Origin of the sequence: Bacteroides sp. AF34-31BH (assembly GCF_003602795.1) — a bacterium.
Classification (GTDB): domain Bacteria; phylum Bacteroidota; class Bacteroidia; order Bacteroidales; family Bacteroidaceae; genus Bacteroides; species Bacteroides uniformis.
The window spans coordinates 204,422-221,460 of sequence record NZ_QTLV01000001.1; the positions used below are offsets into that span (position 1 = coordinate 204,422).

Genomic DNA, 17,039 nt, shown 5'->3' on the forward strand with positions numbered 1-17,039 from the left:
TCTTTGCAACGTTATAAGATAAAAGAAAAGATGTAAAAACCCGCTTTCCGAAACGCGGAGAGCACAAAAAGATGAGAATTATGAAAAAGAATGCAAATGAAATTTTTATGTTACAGTACCAAATCAAACGCTATCAGGCAAGGGGTAATGGAACAATGTGTCAAACACTGAACGGTAAACTACAAAAGCTGCTTGCAAAGCAGTCCCTCGTAACCATGTAAAAAAACACCTTTAAATACAATGAATAAAGGGCAGGGAACTTTTCAGTTCTCTGCCCTTTTTCTTTTTTATCCATCTATACTAATGGTTAGCACCAACTACAAACTCGCTTTGCATCCTTATCTCCCTACCGTCAACCGAAATTCCTTGTAGGGTAATTATATATATTCCGTTCATATCCGAAGTATAAAAGTTGAGTGTACCCATAGCGGAAGTTATCTCCGGATTCCAATAAAGTGTATGCCGAAAATCCGGTAAGCGAGAACCGGCTTGTTTCTCTGAATTGTATGATGGAGCAACAAATGCGATTCTCTTTTGTGGAAACTCATAAGAAAACATCTGTGAATTCTTATCCAAACGTATATCAGGCAATGTTCCCCGATGGGTTATAAACGAAACAATTCCATCATACAACTCCCCGCCAAAAGTATATTTGCCAGTATAACGATGTATATAGTGTATCAAACGGGCATCATAGTTCAGAATGGTTTCATGGTCATCAAACGGAATCCCGTCTAACAACACCAGTGTTTTCATATTACTGAATCTCCTTATATCCGGTTGCAGTATCCGGATGACATCTTTACCTTCCAGCTGACTGATACGTATTCCCTTGACAAATTCCACAAAAACATCCCTCACAGTCCTGAAACGAACATACTCATCCAGATTATAAGTGGAAGCGGGAACAAAATCATAAAGTTGTTGCAATATACTCTTGCTATACGAAGAATCTACCGGCAAAAGAGAATGTAATTGCGCGCTGAAACCACGCTCTATCAAGTCTTCTTTCCGAAATGACACACAGACTTTAGGAAGTTTTTCTGCCAACACCCCGACAAAAGGAGAAATAAGCTCCAATCGGCAGGGACTTTCCTCCTCCGGTAATGCAGTTAATACAATCTCCTGCATATCCGTTATTCCGGTCGTATAAAAAGCATAAATAGCGTCAGCCTTAGGCTGTCCGCCAAAGACACGAATATCCTTGCCCACACATGCCAGACGTGCATTTACATTGTCAGCAGGCGCTCCCATCAGCCTGCCGGTTACAATATGCCCTTCACACTCTGCAGCAAATGACCGTTCCGGAACACTTGTATAGTTCTTCTGCCCGTCGGCTGATATTGGAAACCCCTTTAGCACATAGTCTTTTCGTACTACGGACAAAGTAAGCTCCTTGACATCAGCAGGCAGATTGGGTAATGTCAAGGCTACTTTACTCCGGTTCCCATAGACCGATTTATCTGTCCATAAGTCCGCTCCGGAAAGCTGATTGCCGGAAGCTTGTGAAACGGTAATGGAATCCGTGAAAAGTTCCACATTATCCTCCTCTGTTGTCTGAACAGTATTAAGCAAGGCTATATACTTCTTTGGGAAACAAGCCATAGGATAGTTCCTCATATAACGCGTATATGCCGTCAGTTGGTAAGCTCCGGTATGCATGACTTGCGGAAGTCTGATACGTCCCCATCCATTCCCGTTCTGCAAGTCGATTTTACCTTGTGCGTATACCAGCTTCGTGTCACTTATCTCTACATAAGCTACTTTGCTTAATACGCTTCCACGAGACAAGGAATCCGTCACACAAACTTTTATCCACAAATCTTCTCCAGCCACATAGCAGTCCTTGTCTGTATAAATACGCATATTCTCAACAATTTGAGCGTGTAATCCCAATACAAGAACCCAACCTATAATACAAAATATCACTCTCTTCATATCATTTCAATATTAATTCATTTCATCCGGCCAGAAGGAAGGCTTTTCCAAGCTGGCACCTAAATAGCGTACGTCTGTACAACCTCCGGAAACCCATGCATAACCTACCATCAATGGATAAGCAATAGCATATCCCATCACATATAAATCCATGTACGAATCTGCCCAACCTCTAAATTCTTGGCAATAACCGTCAGGAAACCTATAATATATATCATCGGCAGAAATGAAAATACGATATTTTGCCACATTCATGCTAACTCCCACATAACCAACTACATTTTTGTCTGAATTGTTGCAAGTAATATTCGTAGGAAGTTCCGAAGGCTGAGGAATAAACAATCCGCCCATTTCTTCATTGATTTTTATTTTCTCCTGATAATATTCGTACTCGCCCCTCGAAATCTTACGCTGTTTCACCAAAGTGCTATAATGATGAAAGACACGGTTATTATCCGCCTTTATAGAATAGAGCCACTTATCCTTCAATTGAGTATCCTTATTTGTTCCTATATTACCTACTATGATTTTAGCCGACTTATCATGACACCATCCCCGTGCATATGGTGTAGCATCAAAATCAACCACCTCATCAGTGGTAGGGTCATAACGGAACTTGGGATTATATACTGCCCTCACTTCCCAATCTTCCTCGTAACTCCAGAAATAACATCCGCCATCTTCACTCCGCATAGAAAAGCGGATAGAGATGTCACCGTATTTTTCCGGTTGCTCGTAGGTAACGTCATTTATTGTTTCTGTCTCCAATGGATATTGAGGCTCCGAAGTATAAATATCCCCTTCATACACAATTTTCAGACTATAGCTGGCATCTTTATTCAAAGCGCCAATTACAACTTGGTATTTTCCATCTCCCAAAGAAGTGCCATTAAAACAAGAACCATCACTTCCTACTACACTGACTTCTGCATCTATCTTGTTATAATCCTGAGGAATTCCTTCTACATTCAAAGGAAAGGAACAGCTCAAGGAAAAAACGACTGTACTATCTGATATGATGTTACCTTCAACTATAAGCACCCTCGTACTACTCTCCGGCAAGTGCGCATTGAATTTATCCACACAACTGCCAATAGTGAGCCACAACAAGCATATCCATGTTACTATATATTTTGCATTATTCATCGCTTTTTCTTATTAAAACAGATTGATTTCAACTGGCCAGAAGGAAGGCTTTTCCAAGCTGGCACCTAAATAGCGTACGTCTGTACAACCTCCAGAAACCCATGCATAACCTTTGAATCCCGTACGTGGGTCCGGGTCCGGATATGCAATGGTATACCCCATCAAGTATAAATCTAAAAATGTATACTCTTCTTTCAGCCCTTTCGCTCCCTGACAATACCCCTCAGGAAGCCTATATTGTATATCATCTGTAGAAATGAAAATACGATATTCCGCCACATTCAAACTGACACCAACATATCCAATAGCCTGTTTAGCTGAACTTTCACATCTAATGTTCGACGGCAATTCCGAAGGCTGGGGAACAAACAACCCACCCATCTCCTCATTAAGCTTTATTTTCTCCTGATAATATTCATATTCACTCTTCGAAATCTTACGTTGTTTCACTATAGTACTGTAACAACAAGAAAAACGAATATCATCTGCTTCAATGGAATAGAGACACTTATCCTTTACACGATTATCCTTGTTTATTTCCATATTACCTATTATTATCTCGGACGATTCACTGTGACACCATCCGCGTGAGTATGGTCTGGCATCATAATCAACAACCTTGTCTGTATCGGGATCATAAGCACACATAGGATTGTATACTGCTCTAACCTCCCAATCTTCTTCATAATTCCAGAAATAACATGCAGCATCTTTGCTTTGCATGGAGAAACGGATGCTGACATCACCATACTCCCCTTGCTGTTCGTAGGTGACATCGTCTATGCTTTCCGTTCCTATCGGATATTGAGGTTCGGAAGTATAGATATCTCCCTCATAGACAATCTTCAAGCTATAGCGGACATCCCTATGCAATGTTCCGACAGCAACCCGGTACTTTCCATTACCCAACGCAACACCCCTAAAACTGGAGCCATCCTCACCGGTTACACAAACTTCAGCATCCACCTTATTGAAATCAGGAGGAACCCCTTCCACATCCAAGGAAAAGGAACGGCTCAAAGAAAACACGACAGCACTATCCGATATAATACTACCTTCAACTATGAGAAGGCCGATACTACTTTCCGGCAAATGGGCATTGAACTTATCCACACAATTACTAAGGAACAACCATAACGGACATATACATATCACCCAATATATTTTATTCTTCATACCCTTTCAGAATTTAATATTATAAGTAACAAAAGGAATGGGAGCACCGAATATGGACATCTTGTATCCTTGAATCCTACCCTCCTCGGACACAAAATAGACAGAGTACACATTCTTCCTTCCGGTCAGGTTATAGATACCGAAAGAAAGGGAACTGTGGGTCAACAATGTCAGGTGATGGCTGGGTTCAATATTGAACGACAAATCCATACGGAAATAGTCGGGAACACGATAACTGTTACGGTCGGTATAGTAAACCTGCATTTTCTTCAGACCCTGGTCGTAGTATTGCCCGGCAGGAATTGTGGTGGGACGGCCCGTACTGTAATCCATATTGAAAGACATGCTGTAACGACGGGTAAACTTATAATTACCTACAAGCTTGAAGTCATGCGGCTTATCATACTCGGTCGGATACCATTCTCCACCATTGATGGGACGGGCTATGCGCGGATCATTCTGACGCAAGAAAGTGCGCGAATAAGTATAGCTCATCCATCCGTTCAGTTTTCCTACCGGTTTCTTCACCTGAAATTCTACGCCGTAGGCATATCCCTCCGTATTGATGACATCCGTCTCCAGATGGTGGTTCATCAGGATTTGGGCGGAACTGCGATAATCCAGATAATCAATCAGCTTTTTGTAATATCCTTCTACAGATAATTCCAGAAGTTGCCCCGGCGTATTATAGTAGGCGCCTGCCGCCACCTGCCAGCCACGTTGAGGCTTGATATTGGGGTCGCTCAGCTTCCAGGTATCTGTAGGAGACATAACGGCAGTATTCGATACCTTATGGATATACTGCCTCATCGTATTGAAACCGGCCTTTACGGAAAAATCATCTGTAAAGGCATAACGTGCCGACACTCTGAATTCCGGTCCGTGATAGGTCTTGATGACCTTTCCATTCCCCGCCGTGATAGAATCCGCCACCGAAGACATGGAGGGCAGTATACCTTCCTGATATGTATAGTAAGTGCGCGGTCCCAAAGCATTGAGCATGGAATAGCGTATACCCGCATTGATGGAGAGCCTGGAAGTTATATCCCATTCATCCCCTATATAAACGGCACTTTCCAGTGCTTTATCCTTTTGCAGTTCATCATATCTTACCAGCGAATTAGGCCCCACCGGCTCGTAGGTCCCGGAATTCACATTATACAGCTGGCTCATCAAACCGAAGTTCACCGCATGGCTATTGCCGGCTTGATAAAGAAAGTCCGCTTTTCCAAACCATTGGTTAATGGCAAAAGACAGCCGTGCGGCAGACGCTTCCTCCACCGTTTCATCATTTCGGTAATCGTAGTGGTCATAACCGAAAGAGAAGTTTCCGGTCAGCTTTTCTGCAAAGACGGTCCTCCAGTTTGCCGAGAAATTCATATTGTTGTAGGCATACTTCTCATTGTCATTAAAGGCAAAACGGTCGTGACTATAATAGCCATAGACATTCAGCTTGTTGCGCTCGTTCACCGTATGCGAGAAGACAGTCCCCAAATCATAGAAACCGGCTTTCCCATCACGATACCCGCTTTTGTTGGGCAATGTCTTCATTATCCAGTCCGAATAGGTCGTACGTCCACTCAGCAGAAGGGAAGTCTTTTCCTTAATGATGGGAATCTCGAGATTCAACTTACTGGTCACAAGCCCGATACCTGCAGAACCGGTAAACTTTTCCTTGTTCGCCTCCTTGCTGGTGATGTTCAGTACGGAAGCGATACGCCCGCCATACTGGCTGGGGATACTGCTCTTATAAAGTTCCGCATCCTTTATCATGTCCGAATTAAAAGCCGTGAAAAAACCGAAAAGATGATTGGGGTTATAAATCGTTCCGTTATTGAAAAGAAGCAGGTTCTGGTCAGCGGCACTCCCACGCACATTGTAACCGCTTGATGCCTCCCCCACTGTCTTGATGCCGGGAAGTGTCTGTATCATCTTCAGCACATCCACCTCACCCATAGCCGTAGGAATGTTTTTCAGCAGGGCAGGCTGCAGCTTCTCCATTCCCAACTGCACACTTTTCACGTTCTGTATACGCCCCGAAACAATAAGCACCTCATCCAGCATATGGTCTTCCTCTTCCAACTCGATATGGACAATGCCTTCACCATAAAGCATAAATTGCCGATGGGTCACTTTGATATTCATCCCACTGATTTCAAGAATATTATAGCCTGCAGGCAGGTCAATGGTAAATTCCCCCTGACGGTTGGTCGTCGTAGCTACCCACGGCTCTCGATGAATGATGTTGATACCATCCAGATTCTGGCCGGTCTTAAAGTCAGAAACTCTTCCGGTCAAAGTTATCATATCTCCGGGGGCAGGCTTGTACTTGTTTCCTATCTCATAGACCTTGTTTTCTGAAGAAGACTTCACAATAGGAATGTATGAAGGCAATAGTTCCTCATCCGTCTCCAACTTTTCCCCCATCAATACCGGTGGCAGCGAGGTGGCCAGAAAAACCTCCGGCAAGACAAATATTCTGTCACCATAAACCGTCACCTTATAGATAGTAGCTGCCAAAGCCTCTCTCAAGTACTCGGCAGTGGGGTTCTTCACCTCTGCCCGCTTCACTTTAAAAGGAACCGTTATCGTTGTATAAATACGGCAAGACGTGCCCTTTTCTACTGCATCCATCAATTCGAATATGGAAATGCTGTCCATAGCCATCTGTTGCTGTGCAAACATGCCGAAAGGCGACAATAGGAGGAAAAAGGCTACTGTATATTTAAGATTATGTGCTTTCATATTATTTTCCATGAATTAAGGAATCAATATATTCCGTTAACCGGGTCATTGCCCGGACACCGCCATTTTCCTTGAAGTCCAGCCGCTCTTTCCGGCAATAAGCCTTCAACTGCTTCTTGTATGTAGGAAAAAGTTTCAAGAAACCCGAACGGGAAGTTATCACATAATCGGTTCCGCCACTGCGAAGACTGAAATAGCTCTTTTTCTTGAACCGGCTGTAATAAAGATCGTTTTTCTTCACCTGAGACTCCATTGTGGATACGATATACTGTGTCAGGCACATTTGCGGACTATCATATAGCAACGCAGCGAAACAGTCACCCTGCGGTACAAACTTCTGTCCTTCTATGACAAAATAATCCACTTTCCGCATATCTACCTGCAAGGTTATCCGTTTCTCCGGAGTAACCACAATCAGACTCTTTTTATAGGTATCATAACGGAGCTGCAAATCCGAGTAAAGCCATCTGCCATAACAGACAGCCCCCTCGCGAAATTCATCCGTATTCCAATAGGGATGGTTAAGATACTTCTGCTGGTTATAATTTTCCTCTGCCTTACCGGAGTAAAGAGCAGCATAATCTCCTGCCGCTTTTCTGAATTCATCAAAAACGGCTTGTTGTGCACAAACCAAAGATGGAAAACATAGGACGCATAGTAGCGTGTAAAGGTGTGTTTTTCGCATATATGTGAAGTGTTATAAATGAGGATGGGACAAATATAACGTTTCACTTCAGAAAACAAAATTATTCTTATATATAATTCAAATAAAAGTAGAAAAATAAAGGTATATCCAGGTGCTAAACAAAAAGCTAAACATTTAGCATACAATTAGAAAGAGATTTACCCGGGCCAAAACAACAGCCAGTCCATAGAATCAATTATATTTACATATATTCATAAAAGGCCAATCATCAACGCAACGTAATAACTCAAGCCGCAACAATATCCTTCCCGAAAGGAGTCAATGCCAGCCCTGCCAGTTTAAAATGTTGGATACCGAAAGGAATGCCTATAATGGTGATGCACAGCAACAACCCGAATCCCAAGTGCGAAAGGCAAATCCAAATGCCGCCCAAGAATATCCAAAGAATATTCATCAGCACATAGAGGCAGCCGTTGGAACGTTCCCCGCTACGAACCTCTTTGCCGAAAGGCCACAAGGCAAGGCTTGCCATTTTCAAGGTCTGCATGCCGAAAGGGATGCCAATAATGGTGAACATCATCAATAAACTTGCAATAAGATACTCCACAGCAGTGATGATACCTCCAAACATCAACCACAAAATATTCATAAAACAGCCCATAGCTTTCCTTTTTTTGATACTGAACACAAATATAGCATTATTTATTTGAATGTTCCGTCTCCCAGTCACTAAATTCAAAACTCAGCTGTTCCCAGACTCCTTTCTCCTCCCCCTCTTCACGGGGGTTGGAAACGGAAAGCCCAATCAAACGGATAGGATGATGTTCATAATCCACTTCCTGCAGCAATTGCTTTGCCAAAGGCAGAATCACGTCAAGAGCAACCAGTTCCTTTGTTTGAGTCATACTACGGGTAATCTGGCTAAAATCATGAAACTTGATTTTCAGCGTCAGCGTATTCCCACGAAAATTGGTGTGCTCCAGACGCCCCACCAGCTCCACTGCCGCATGGTACAACTCTATAATGACGGATGAACGCTTGCTGATGTCCTTCTCCAACGTATGTTCACAGCCCACAGACTTGCGGATGCGGACAGCCTCTACCGGACGGGTATCAACGCCACGGGCAAAATCATAATAGACTGTCCCCACTTTGCCAAATTCGCGGGTCAGCATTTCCAAAGACTGCATGCGCAGCTGCTCTCCATTGTGAATTCCCAAAGTATGCATTTTTTTCGCCGTTACCGGCCCCACTCCCCAGAAACTTTCAATGGGCAGCCGGGCAACAAAGTCCAACGCCTGGGCAGGATGTATGGTGCAAAGCCCGTCCGGCTTGCGGTAGTCCGAGGCTATCTTGGCAAGAAACTTATTATAGGATATGCCGGCGGAAGCCACCAGATTCAATCTCTCCCGCACCTTCCGCTTTATCTCCTTCGCGATGTCTACAGCCAATGGAATGCCCGGTTTATTCTCCGTCACATCCAGAAAAGCCTCGTCCAGCGAAATGGGCTCGATGACATCCGTATATTCATGAAAGATTTCGTGTATCTGGCGGGAAACGGATTTGTAGACTTCCATCCGTCCCGGGATAAAGATAAGTTGGGGGCACAGCCGCTTTGCCTTCAGTGACGACATGGCAGAACGCACCCCGAAACGCCGTGCCTCGTAACTGGCTGCCGCCACCACTCCCCGTTCCTCCGCATGGCCCACGGCAATGGGCTTGCCCCGCAATGCAGGATTATCACGCTGTTCTACGGAGGCGTAGAATGCGTCCATATCGATGTGTATAATTTTTCGTCCGGTCATTCTTCTTTCAACTCCCCGATACAAAGATACACTAATTTTTCTTCATCCGAAGTATCCGCCGATAGACATAAATGAAGGCTGGTATTAAAAAGGCATCTGCAAAAATCCATGCAGTAGGGTCACCAAAACACACGGCCAGATAGCCGAAAGCCGGAACAGCCAGCAGGCTGACCAGTATCCGGGCAATCATCTCCGAGACACCGGAAAGCATGGCAAGATTGGTATATCCCACCCCCTGGATAGTGTATCGCAGGATGCAGAGCAGTCCCAAAACCGGGAAAAAGGAAACGGAAATGTGCAGGAACAACTCCGTATTCTTTAAAATCTCCAACTCAGAGGCATCTACAAAGAGCAGGGCAAAAGTCCTGGCACCGAACATCAGTACACAGAAAGTGAACGCCCAATAAACAATCATCATCAGGGCGCTTGCCTTGACTCCCATCCAGATACGTTCCGGCTTGCCCGCACCGTAGTTTTGCCCGCTATAGGTGGCCATTGCCATGCCCAGACTCTCGAAAGGACACATGAAAAACATCTTGATACGCATGGCTGCCGTGAATGCAGCCACACAAGCCGTACCCAAAGCATTATTGGCGCTTTGCAGCATAATGCTGCCAATGGCAGTAATGGAAAATTGCAGTCCCATGGGTACGCCGATGTACATCAGTGTGCGTGCCAAAGCACCGTCGAATTTCCGCTCGGCAGGCGTTGTCTTCAGAATGTCGAAACGACGCATCATATAGATGTAGCACAATATGGCCGAGACGCCTTGTGAAAATACGGTAGCGATGGCAGCTCCTGCCACTCCCCAACCCAGTACCAGAATGCAGAACAAATCGAGCAGGATATTCAGTACCGTAGAGAGAAGTAGAAACCAAAACGGCGTCTTGCTGTCACCCAATGCACGGATAATACTGGACAGCAGATTATAGAAGAAAGTAAAGGGAACCCCGATAAACGTGACAAGCAGGTAATAATAGGCTCCCGTGAATATGTTCTCCGGCGTACTCATCATGTGCAGAATATCTGCACAGTAAATGCTGGTAACCACGGCAATGACAACAGACATCACCGCAGCCAGCTGCAAGCTGACAGCCACATAACGGCGCATCGTGACATAATCCCGCGCACCGAACTTTTGCGCCACGGGAATGCCGAAACCTCCGCAACAGCCATTGCAGAATCCCAGAATAAGAAAAACGACCGAAGTGCTTGCCCCGACTGAAGCCAAGGCGTTGATACCCAGAAAGCGCCCCACGATAGCTGCATCTACCAATGAATAGGTCTGTTGCAGCAGATTGCCGAGCAGTAAAGGCAAAGTAAAGTTGAAAATCAACGGAAGAGCCCGTCCTTCCGTCATTTCTCTGGATGTTGCCATAAATCTGATACCTCCGAAATTGGGTGCAAAAATACGAAAAGATAGCGTTTACAGACTTGACGAAGGTCAAATTTAATAGGGAAGCTTAAGAAGAAGGAAGGCGAAGGACAAATCATTCCATCATGGGGAAAATATTATTCCACCACTAGGAAAAAATCGTTCCACCATGGTGGAACGATTTTTCCTCCACGATGGAACGATTAAATCTATGCAGATTCGGAGCTTAGTATTTACACTCGCGAATTATCTCTATCAGCTGCCGGAAATCTTCGGGATGAACATCTCCGATATTGCCGATACGGAAAGTGTCGGCTTGCGAAATCTTTCCCGGATAGATGACAAATCCACGCTCTTTCAGTTGTGTGTAGAAAGCTTTGAAGTTGAAATCGGCATGAGGATAGAGGAAAGAAGTAATAACGGGCGATTGAATCTCGTCCGGCAGCAACGTTTGGAAACCGAGGGAACGCATGCCGTCCACCAGCACGCGGTGGTTCTCGCAATATCTGTTGTGACGGGCCTCCACACCGCCCTCCTCTGCCTGTTCGTCCATGGCTTGCTTGAAGGCGCGGACCACGTGTGTAGGAGAAGTAAAACGCCATTTGCCATGTCCTTTCTCCATGGCTTCCCATTGGTCGTAAATGTCGAGAGAGAGTGACTTGGAGACGCCCTTGCAGTGCAACAGCTCGGAACGGCGAGCGATGATGAAGCCAAATCCCGGAACGCCCTGGATGCACTTGTTGGCACTGCTGATGAGGAAGTCTATGCCCAGTTCGTGTACATCGAGGGGAACACCGCCGAAGCTGCTCATGGCGTCTACAATCAGTTTCTTGCCGTACATCTTGACGAGGTGGGCTATCTCCTTGAGGGGATTGAGCACGCCGGTAGTGGTTTCGCAATGCACCACGGCAACGTGGGTGATTTCGGCATTGTGCGAAAGATAGTCGTCGACGTAGCTGACGGAGACTTGCTCTGTTTCGTCAAAAGCAAGCATGTCGTACGAGATGCCGTGATACTCGGCGATGTTGCCCATGCGGTCGCCGTAGGCGCCGTTGCTCAGTATGAGAAGTTTGTCGCCAGGCTTGATGACGCTACCGATGACGGCTTCCACACAGTACGTGCCGCTACCTTGCAGGAGGATGGAAGTATAGTCGCCGGTATGCTGGGTGGCGAGGGAGACGAGGGACTTGCGGATTTCTTCCACAATGTGGAGGTTGTAGTCTTCGTCCCAGGTACACCTGTCGGTCAGCATGGCTTCCTTGACGGTTTGTGAGGTGGTAAGGGGGCCGGGGGTAAGGAGAATGTAGGGTTTCATATGCATTGAGCTTTTAAGTTTATACGTTTATAAGGGTTACAAAATCCCAAGTTTACGGTTTATCTCGGCGATGACTGCGGGGAGCTCGGCAATGGTATCGACCACATAGTGGGCACCGGCGGCAAGCATGCGGCGGCGGACATCGGCCTTACGGGCTTCGAGCTCATCGGCAGGCAGGGAGGAGACTTCCTCTTGTGCCAGTCCCAGTTCGTTACTGCCGAGGACTACGCCGACGGTCCATGCTTTGGCATTGATACCCTCCTTGATGTCGGCGATGGTATCGCCATACTTCAACACACAATCTACGGAGGGGATGGCGAGGTCTGCCATATTCTTATATATCATGTAGGGAGCAGGACGGCCTGCAGGCAACCCGTCGGGAGTGACGCAATTATCTACCGCATAGCCTTTGGCTGTGGCGGCAGGCAGCACAACATCCATCATAGAGCGGGTATAGCCGGTGGTGGAGCCAATGCGGACGCCTTGCGCACGCAGTGCGGAAATCGTTTCCACCACACCGGGGATAAGGTCGGTATAATCTTCGAGCGAGGCAAACAACACCCGTTGGAATTCGGCATAACGTGCCTGCACGTCTTCCTCACCGGCGGGACGGCCGAATTTCCGTTCAAATTCCGTCCGGACACGTTCTATATTGAACAGTGCACGGATTTCTTCTACTTTGGTCAGCCCCATGTGCGCACGTGTTTCAGCAGCAGTGACGGGAACGCCGATGGCCCGAAAGCTCTCGACAAAGGCGGCGACGGGAGCAAAACAACCGTAATCGACGGCAGTTCCTGCCCAGTCCATAATGATACATTCAATTCTTTTCATACGATATATTATTATTATTCAGTCTCAAGAAGCAAGGAATTGCCCGGCCGGGACCAACGGCGCAAACGGAAAAGGGAAGAGCCCAACGGTCCCGAAGCATTCTCCTTGCGATAGCGCTGCACCAGGTAGACAGCCGAGCATAGGAAAGCCACGCTGCACACAATGCCGACATAGCCCGACATCAGGTTATAGAAATCCAGCCAGTTGATGTCCGGATTGAAGAATTCCTTGAATACCAATACCACCACCGTACCGGTATACCCGATAAAATCGAGTGTGACAATAAAGAACCCCACATTCCCCTTGATGCGGAAGCAGGCGATGAAACGCTCGAAGAACAACGTCTGGAAGCTGAGGTAAACAGTATAGAGCGACAAACTCTGGAGGAACAGCCACGTCATGGGTGGCAGTTGCAACCCATCGTAATTGAAGGCCACGAATCCCAAGGTCGCTGTGCCGCACGTCACAAGCACCAGCAGCAGGCACAGCACCTTTATATTACTCCTCACCGCGGACATCAGCCCGAAAAGCAACAAGATAATCAGTGTCACCACCGCATCTACCTTGGCAAATGCCCACGACGACAGCTCCGCCGCCTCCACATCCAGAATCTTCACCAGGAAGTCCTCCTTGATGTCCTGCAAGACGGTGATGAACAAGTTTGCCGCAAACAGCATCAGCAATACCGGCATGAAGCTCTTGAAGAGGTCCGCACGCGCCCTGCCGTCCAGCGTCACCCGTTCCGAGCGTAGTGCCCGGTCTGCCGCGGTAGGTTGCGGCATTCTCGTCATCAGCCAGCCCAGCAACGACAGCAGCGGGAAGGCAAAGGCACCGATAAAGGCAGGCATCCAGAACTCACTGATGTGGAGATGCTCCATCACAAACAGCCCGACGGACTTTGCCGTGCCCGAACTGATGGCAATGCTCAGCCCCATTAGGCTCGCCAGCAGGTCCGTCACCCGCCGCCCCTCGAGGAAACTGAAAATCACTCCCCACATGCATCCCAACGAAAGCCCGTTGAAGAACAGCGCAAAGACATTCAGCGGCCGGGGCAACGCTCCGAACAGCACCAGCGAAAGCTCGGCCACCGCCACCGAGAGGATGATGAACTTCAGACGGTTCTCCTTCTTCAGTTCCGAAATTACCTTGATACCAATCAGCTTGGAAATAAAATAGCCGGAAATCTGCACGATGCTGGTTGCCGTCTTGTAATCCATCCCGAAGAAGTCGAGCCCGTCGAAGCCCGCAGCCGTAAACGGCTTGCGCAGCGCATAGACCAGTGAATAGGAGAGCAAAGCCGCTCCACCCGCCCAAAGGATGAACAAGGCATCAGCCAGTCTCTTGCTCTGTATTATCTGTTTTTTCTCACCGTTGAACATAGTGTATCGTTTAAATTCGTTCTTGATTTCGGCGGCAAAGATAGAGGCGGGCGCTGACAGCAAAAATGAATTTCCATTATTAATAAACTTCATGAGATGCTCCACTCGGCGCAGGAAGTGTACAATTACAGCGGCATCTACATCAGTTACAGCCTCTCTTCCTCCTCCAATGCCTTAAAGGTAGAGCCTTACCTGATAACCCCTGCCGACAGCAACGACCACGTCAAAGTGGTGCACATGAGCGCCTACAACACCACACACTTCGGCACTGCTGTCTTCAACAACCACCAGAATGCCTATATCTTCTTCAACGAACGCGAGGCACCCCAACTAGCCTTGTTCACCATCTACCTGCAACTACCCATGTACGACTTTCCCCACCTGCTCAAAGGGCTCTACCTCTGCCTGGACTACAACCGCAACCCCATAGCCCGCCGCATCCTCTTCATCAAACACTCGGACAGCACCTCCATGGACGACTTCCTGGAACTGAAAGGCCAACTCATCCCCCAAGACCAGCTGACCGACGAGCAACGCCCCTACTACAACTACACCTGCCAGCCGGGCGACTTCATCAAAACCTGCTCCGTCCCCTCTCCCCTGCTGAACGAGAAAGACCTGGAACGGGAGAAGCGGATGCTGGAAATCTAAGACAGTCCGGGAATTTTCACTTTGCAACCAAGTTGCATCTCCTTTCCGCTACCTTTGCTGCAGAAAATAGAAAATAGGAGGAAACAATATGAGTTGCAAATGCTGCTGCACACACGGACATACAGCGATACAAGAAAAAAGAAACAGTCTGCTGAAAGATTATTGGAGAATCATCCTCTCCGCCCTATTGCTCTTCGGAGGGCTCATCCTGAATGCTACTGACACCACCTTCTTCAAGGGAGAGTATGTACCTTTTATATGGTACTTGCTTGCCTATCTCCCCGTGGGCCTCCCGGTGATGAGGGAAGCCTGGGAAAGCATCCTGCAAAAGGACGTGTTCAGCGAATTCACCCTTATGTCCATCGCCACCCTCGGCGCCTTCTATATAGGCGAATATCCCGAAGGCGTTGCCGTCATGCTCTTCTACTCCTTGGGAGAGCTCTTTCAGGACAAAGCCGTAGACAAAGCCAAGCGTAACATCAGCGCCCTGCTCGACGTACGTCCCGAAACGGCAACGGTCATCAGAAACGGCAGTACGCTTGTCGAAGCTCCCCAACATGTGCAGGTAGGCGAAACCATCGAAGTAAAAGCCGGAGAGCGCGTCCCCCTGGACGGAACGATGCTGGACGAAGTTGCCGCCTTCAACACCTCTGCACTGACGGGAGAAAGTGTTCCCCGCAACATCCGCCAGGGCGGGGAAGTGCTTGCCGGAATGATTGCGACCGACAAAGTCGTACGCATCCAAGTCACCAAACCCTTCGAGAAAAGTGCTCTTTCCCGTATATTGGAACTGGTGCAGAATGCCTCCGAGCGCAAAGCGCCGGCAGAACTTTTCATCCGTAAGTTTGCCCGTATCTATACACCCGCCGTCACCGGACTGGCGGCATTGATTGTACTGCTCCCCTTCCTCTATTCGCTGGCAGATGCACAATTCTCGTTCATCTTCAATGACTGGCTATACAGGGCATTGGTCTTTCTGGTTATCTCCTGCCCGTGCGCCCTCGTCGTAAGCATTCCGTTAGGCTACTTCGGAGGAATCGGCGCCGCCTCCCGCCTGGGTGTCCTCTTCAAAGGTGGCAACTACCTCGATGCCATCACCCAAGTCAACACGGTGGTATTCGACAAGACGGGTACGCTGACCAAAGGCACCTTCGATGTACAATCCTGCCAGGCACAACCGGGAGTTACGGAAGAGAAGTTGATACAGCTTGCCGCCTCGGCAGAGCGAAACAGTACGCACCCCATAGCCAAAGCCATCGTAAGCTATGCCAAACAAAGGGATATAGAGTTGATTGCCACAACGGACGTTACGGAGATTGCCGGCCACGGACTGCAAGCCACTATGGATGGAACGCGTGTCCTGGTGGGCAACACCCGCCTGCTGACTAAGTTCGGGATAGAATATCCCGATGAATTGTCATCAATTGTCGATACGATTGTGGCCTGCGCCATCGGAACAAAATATGCCGGTTATCTGTTGCTATCAGACACATTAAAGGAAGATGCCGTCAACGCCGTCAAAGAATTAAAAGCTTTAAATATCAATAATATTCAGATATTATCGGGAGACAAACAAGCCATTGTTACTAACTTTGCAGAAAAGCTAGGCATCACCCAGGCATACGGAGACCTGCTGCCGGACGGAAAGGTGAAGCACATCGAGGCACTCCGCAGCAACCCTGCCAACCGAATAGCCTTTGTGGGCGACGGCATCAATGATGCCCCGGTTCTTGCCCTTAGCCATGTGGGCATCGCCATGGGCGGACTTGGCAGCGATGCCGCCATCGAAACCGCCGATGTAGTGATACAGACAGACCAGCCTTCGAGAGTGGCCACCGCCATTCATGCGGGCAGGCAAACCCGCCGGATTGTCTGGCAGAACATCTCGCTGGCTTTCGGAGTGAAGCTGCTTGTCCTCATCCTCGGTGCCGGTGGAATCGCTACACTTTGGGAAGCTGTCTTTGCCGACGTAGGCGTCGCCCTCATTGCGATAGTGAACGCCATACGCATACAAAAACTTATTAAATAGAAA

13 protein-coding genes and 1 pseudogene are annotated in these 17,039 nt (G+C 47.6%); 3 read left to right on the forward strand and 11 right to left on the reverse strand.

Going from position 1 to position 17,039, the window contains the following annotated elements; genetic code table 11:
• Positions 1-80: 80 nt before the first annotated feature.
• Positions 81-221 carry a hypothetical protein gene (locus DWZ67_RS20010; RefSeq protein WP_016272872.1) on the forward strand — a complete coding sequence of 47 codons (141 nt, stop codon included), beginning with the start codon at positions 81-83 and terminating at the stop codon, positions 219-221.
• Positions 222-300: 79 nt separating this feature from the next.
• Here the strand turns inward: DWZ67_RS20010 and DWZ67_RS00900 are convergent, their stop codons facing one another.
• The 11 genes from DWZ67_RS00900 to DWZ67_RS00955 all read right to left on the reverse strand — a co-directional run bounded on the left by DWZ67_RS00900 (position 301) and on the right by DWZ67_RS00955 (position 14,449).
• Positions 301-1,866: a hypothetical protein gene (locus DWZ67_RS00900; protein ID WP_227212788.1), complete on the reverse strand. Its 1,566-nt coding sequence runs from the start codon at positions 1,864-1,866 to the stop codon at positions 301-303.
• A gap of 84 nt (positions 1,867-1,950) precedes the next feature.
• Positions 1,951-3,084, reverse strand: coding sequence for a DUF4249 domain-containing protein (locus DWZ67_RS00905; protein WP_120137969.1), 1,134 nt, complete (start codon positions 3,082-3,084; stop codon positions 1,951-1,953).
• Between the two features lie 12 nt (positions 3,085-3,096).
• Positions 3,097-4,260, reverse strand: coding sequence for a DUF4249 domain-containing protein (locus tag DWZ67_RS00910; protein WP_120137970.1), 1,164 nt, complete (start codon positions 4,258-4,260; stop codon positions 3,097-3,099).
• A gap of 6 nt (positions 4,261-4,266) precedes the next feature.
• Positions 4,267-7,005, reverse strand: a complete 2,739-nt coding sequence (locus DWZ67_RS00915) for a TonB-dependent receptor domain-containing protein (RefSeq protein WP_120138131.1) — start codon at positions 7,003-7,005, stop codon at positions 4,267-4,269.
• Position 7,006: 1 nt separating this feature from the next.
• Positions 7,007-7,690, reverse strand: a complete 684-nt coding sequence (locus DWZ67_RS00920) for a hypothetical protein (protein WP_120137971.1) — start codon at positions 7,688-7,690, stop codon at positions 7,007-7,009.
• A 247-nt stretch (positions 7,691-7,937) separates the two neighbouring features.
• Complete coding sequence (locus DWZ67_RS00925; protein WP_005832831.1) at positions 7,938-8,312, reverse strand: YccF domain-containing protein; 375 nt, start codon at positions 8,310-8,312, stop codon at positions 7,938-7,940.
• A gap of 37 nt (positions 8,313-8,349) precedes the next feature.
• Entirely contained in the window at positions 8,350-9,456 is a 1,107-nt protein-coding gene (gene dinB / locus DWZ67_RS00930) for a DNA polymerase IV (RefSeq protein ID WP_016272878.1), read from the reverse strand.
• Between the two features lie 31 nt (positions 9,457-9,487).
• A complete protein-coding gene (locus tag DWZ67_RS00935) occupies positions 9,488-10,834 on the reverse strand; it encodes an MATE family efflux transporter (protein WP_057089571.1) in 1,347 nt (448 codons plus the stop codon).
• 223 nt (positions 10,835-11,057) lie between these two features.
• Complete coding sequence (locus DWZ67_RS00945; protein WP_087332017.1) at positions 11,058-12,146, reverse strand: 2-aminoethylphosphonate--pyruvate transaminase; 1,089 nt, start codon at positions 12,144-12,146, stop codon at positions 11,058-11,060.
• A gap of 36 nt (positions 12,147-12,182) precedes the next feature.
• Positions 12,183-12,977 (reverse strand): phosphonoacetaldehyde hydrolase, encoded by a 795-nt coding sequence (gene phnX / locus DWZ67_RS00950; protein WP_120137972.1) that lies wholly within the window; start codon positions 12,975-12,977, stop codon positions 12,183-12,185.
• 14 nt (positions 12,978-12,991) lie between these two features.
• Positions 12,992-14,449 (reverse strand): DUF5690 family protein, encoded by a 1,458-nt coding sequence (locus tag DWZ67_RS00955; RefSeq protein ID WP_120137973.1) that lies wholly within the window; start codon positions 14,447-14,449, stop codon positions 12,992-12,994.
• Here DWZ67_RS00955 and DWZ67_RS00960 point away from each other — a divergent pair.
• Positions 14,450-15,007: pseudogene (locus tag DWZ67_RS00960) on the forward strand (hypothetical protein); the annotation flags it as partial.
• Between the two features lie 88 nt (positions 15,008-15,095).
• Positions 15,096-17,036, forward strand: coding sequence for a heavy metal translocating P-type ATPase (locus tag DWZ67_RS00965; RefSeq protein WP_120137974.1), 1,941 nt, complete (start codon positions 15,096-15,098; stop codon positions 17,034-17,036).
• The last annotated feature ends 3 nt before the right edge of the window (positions 17,037-17,039 follow it).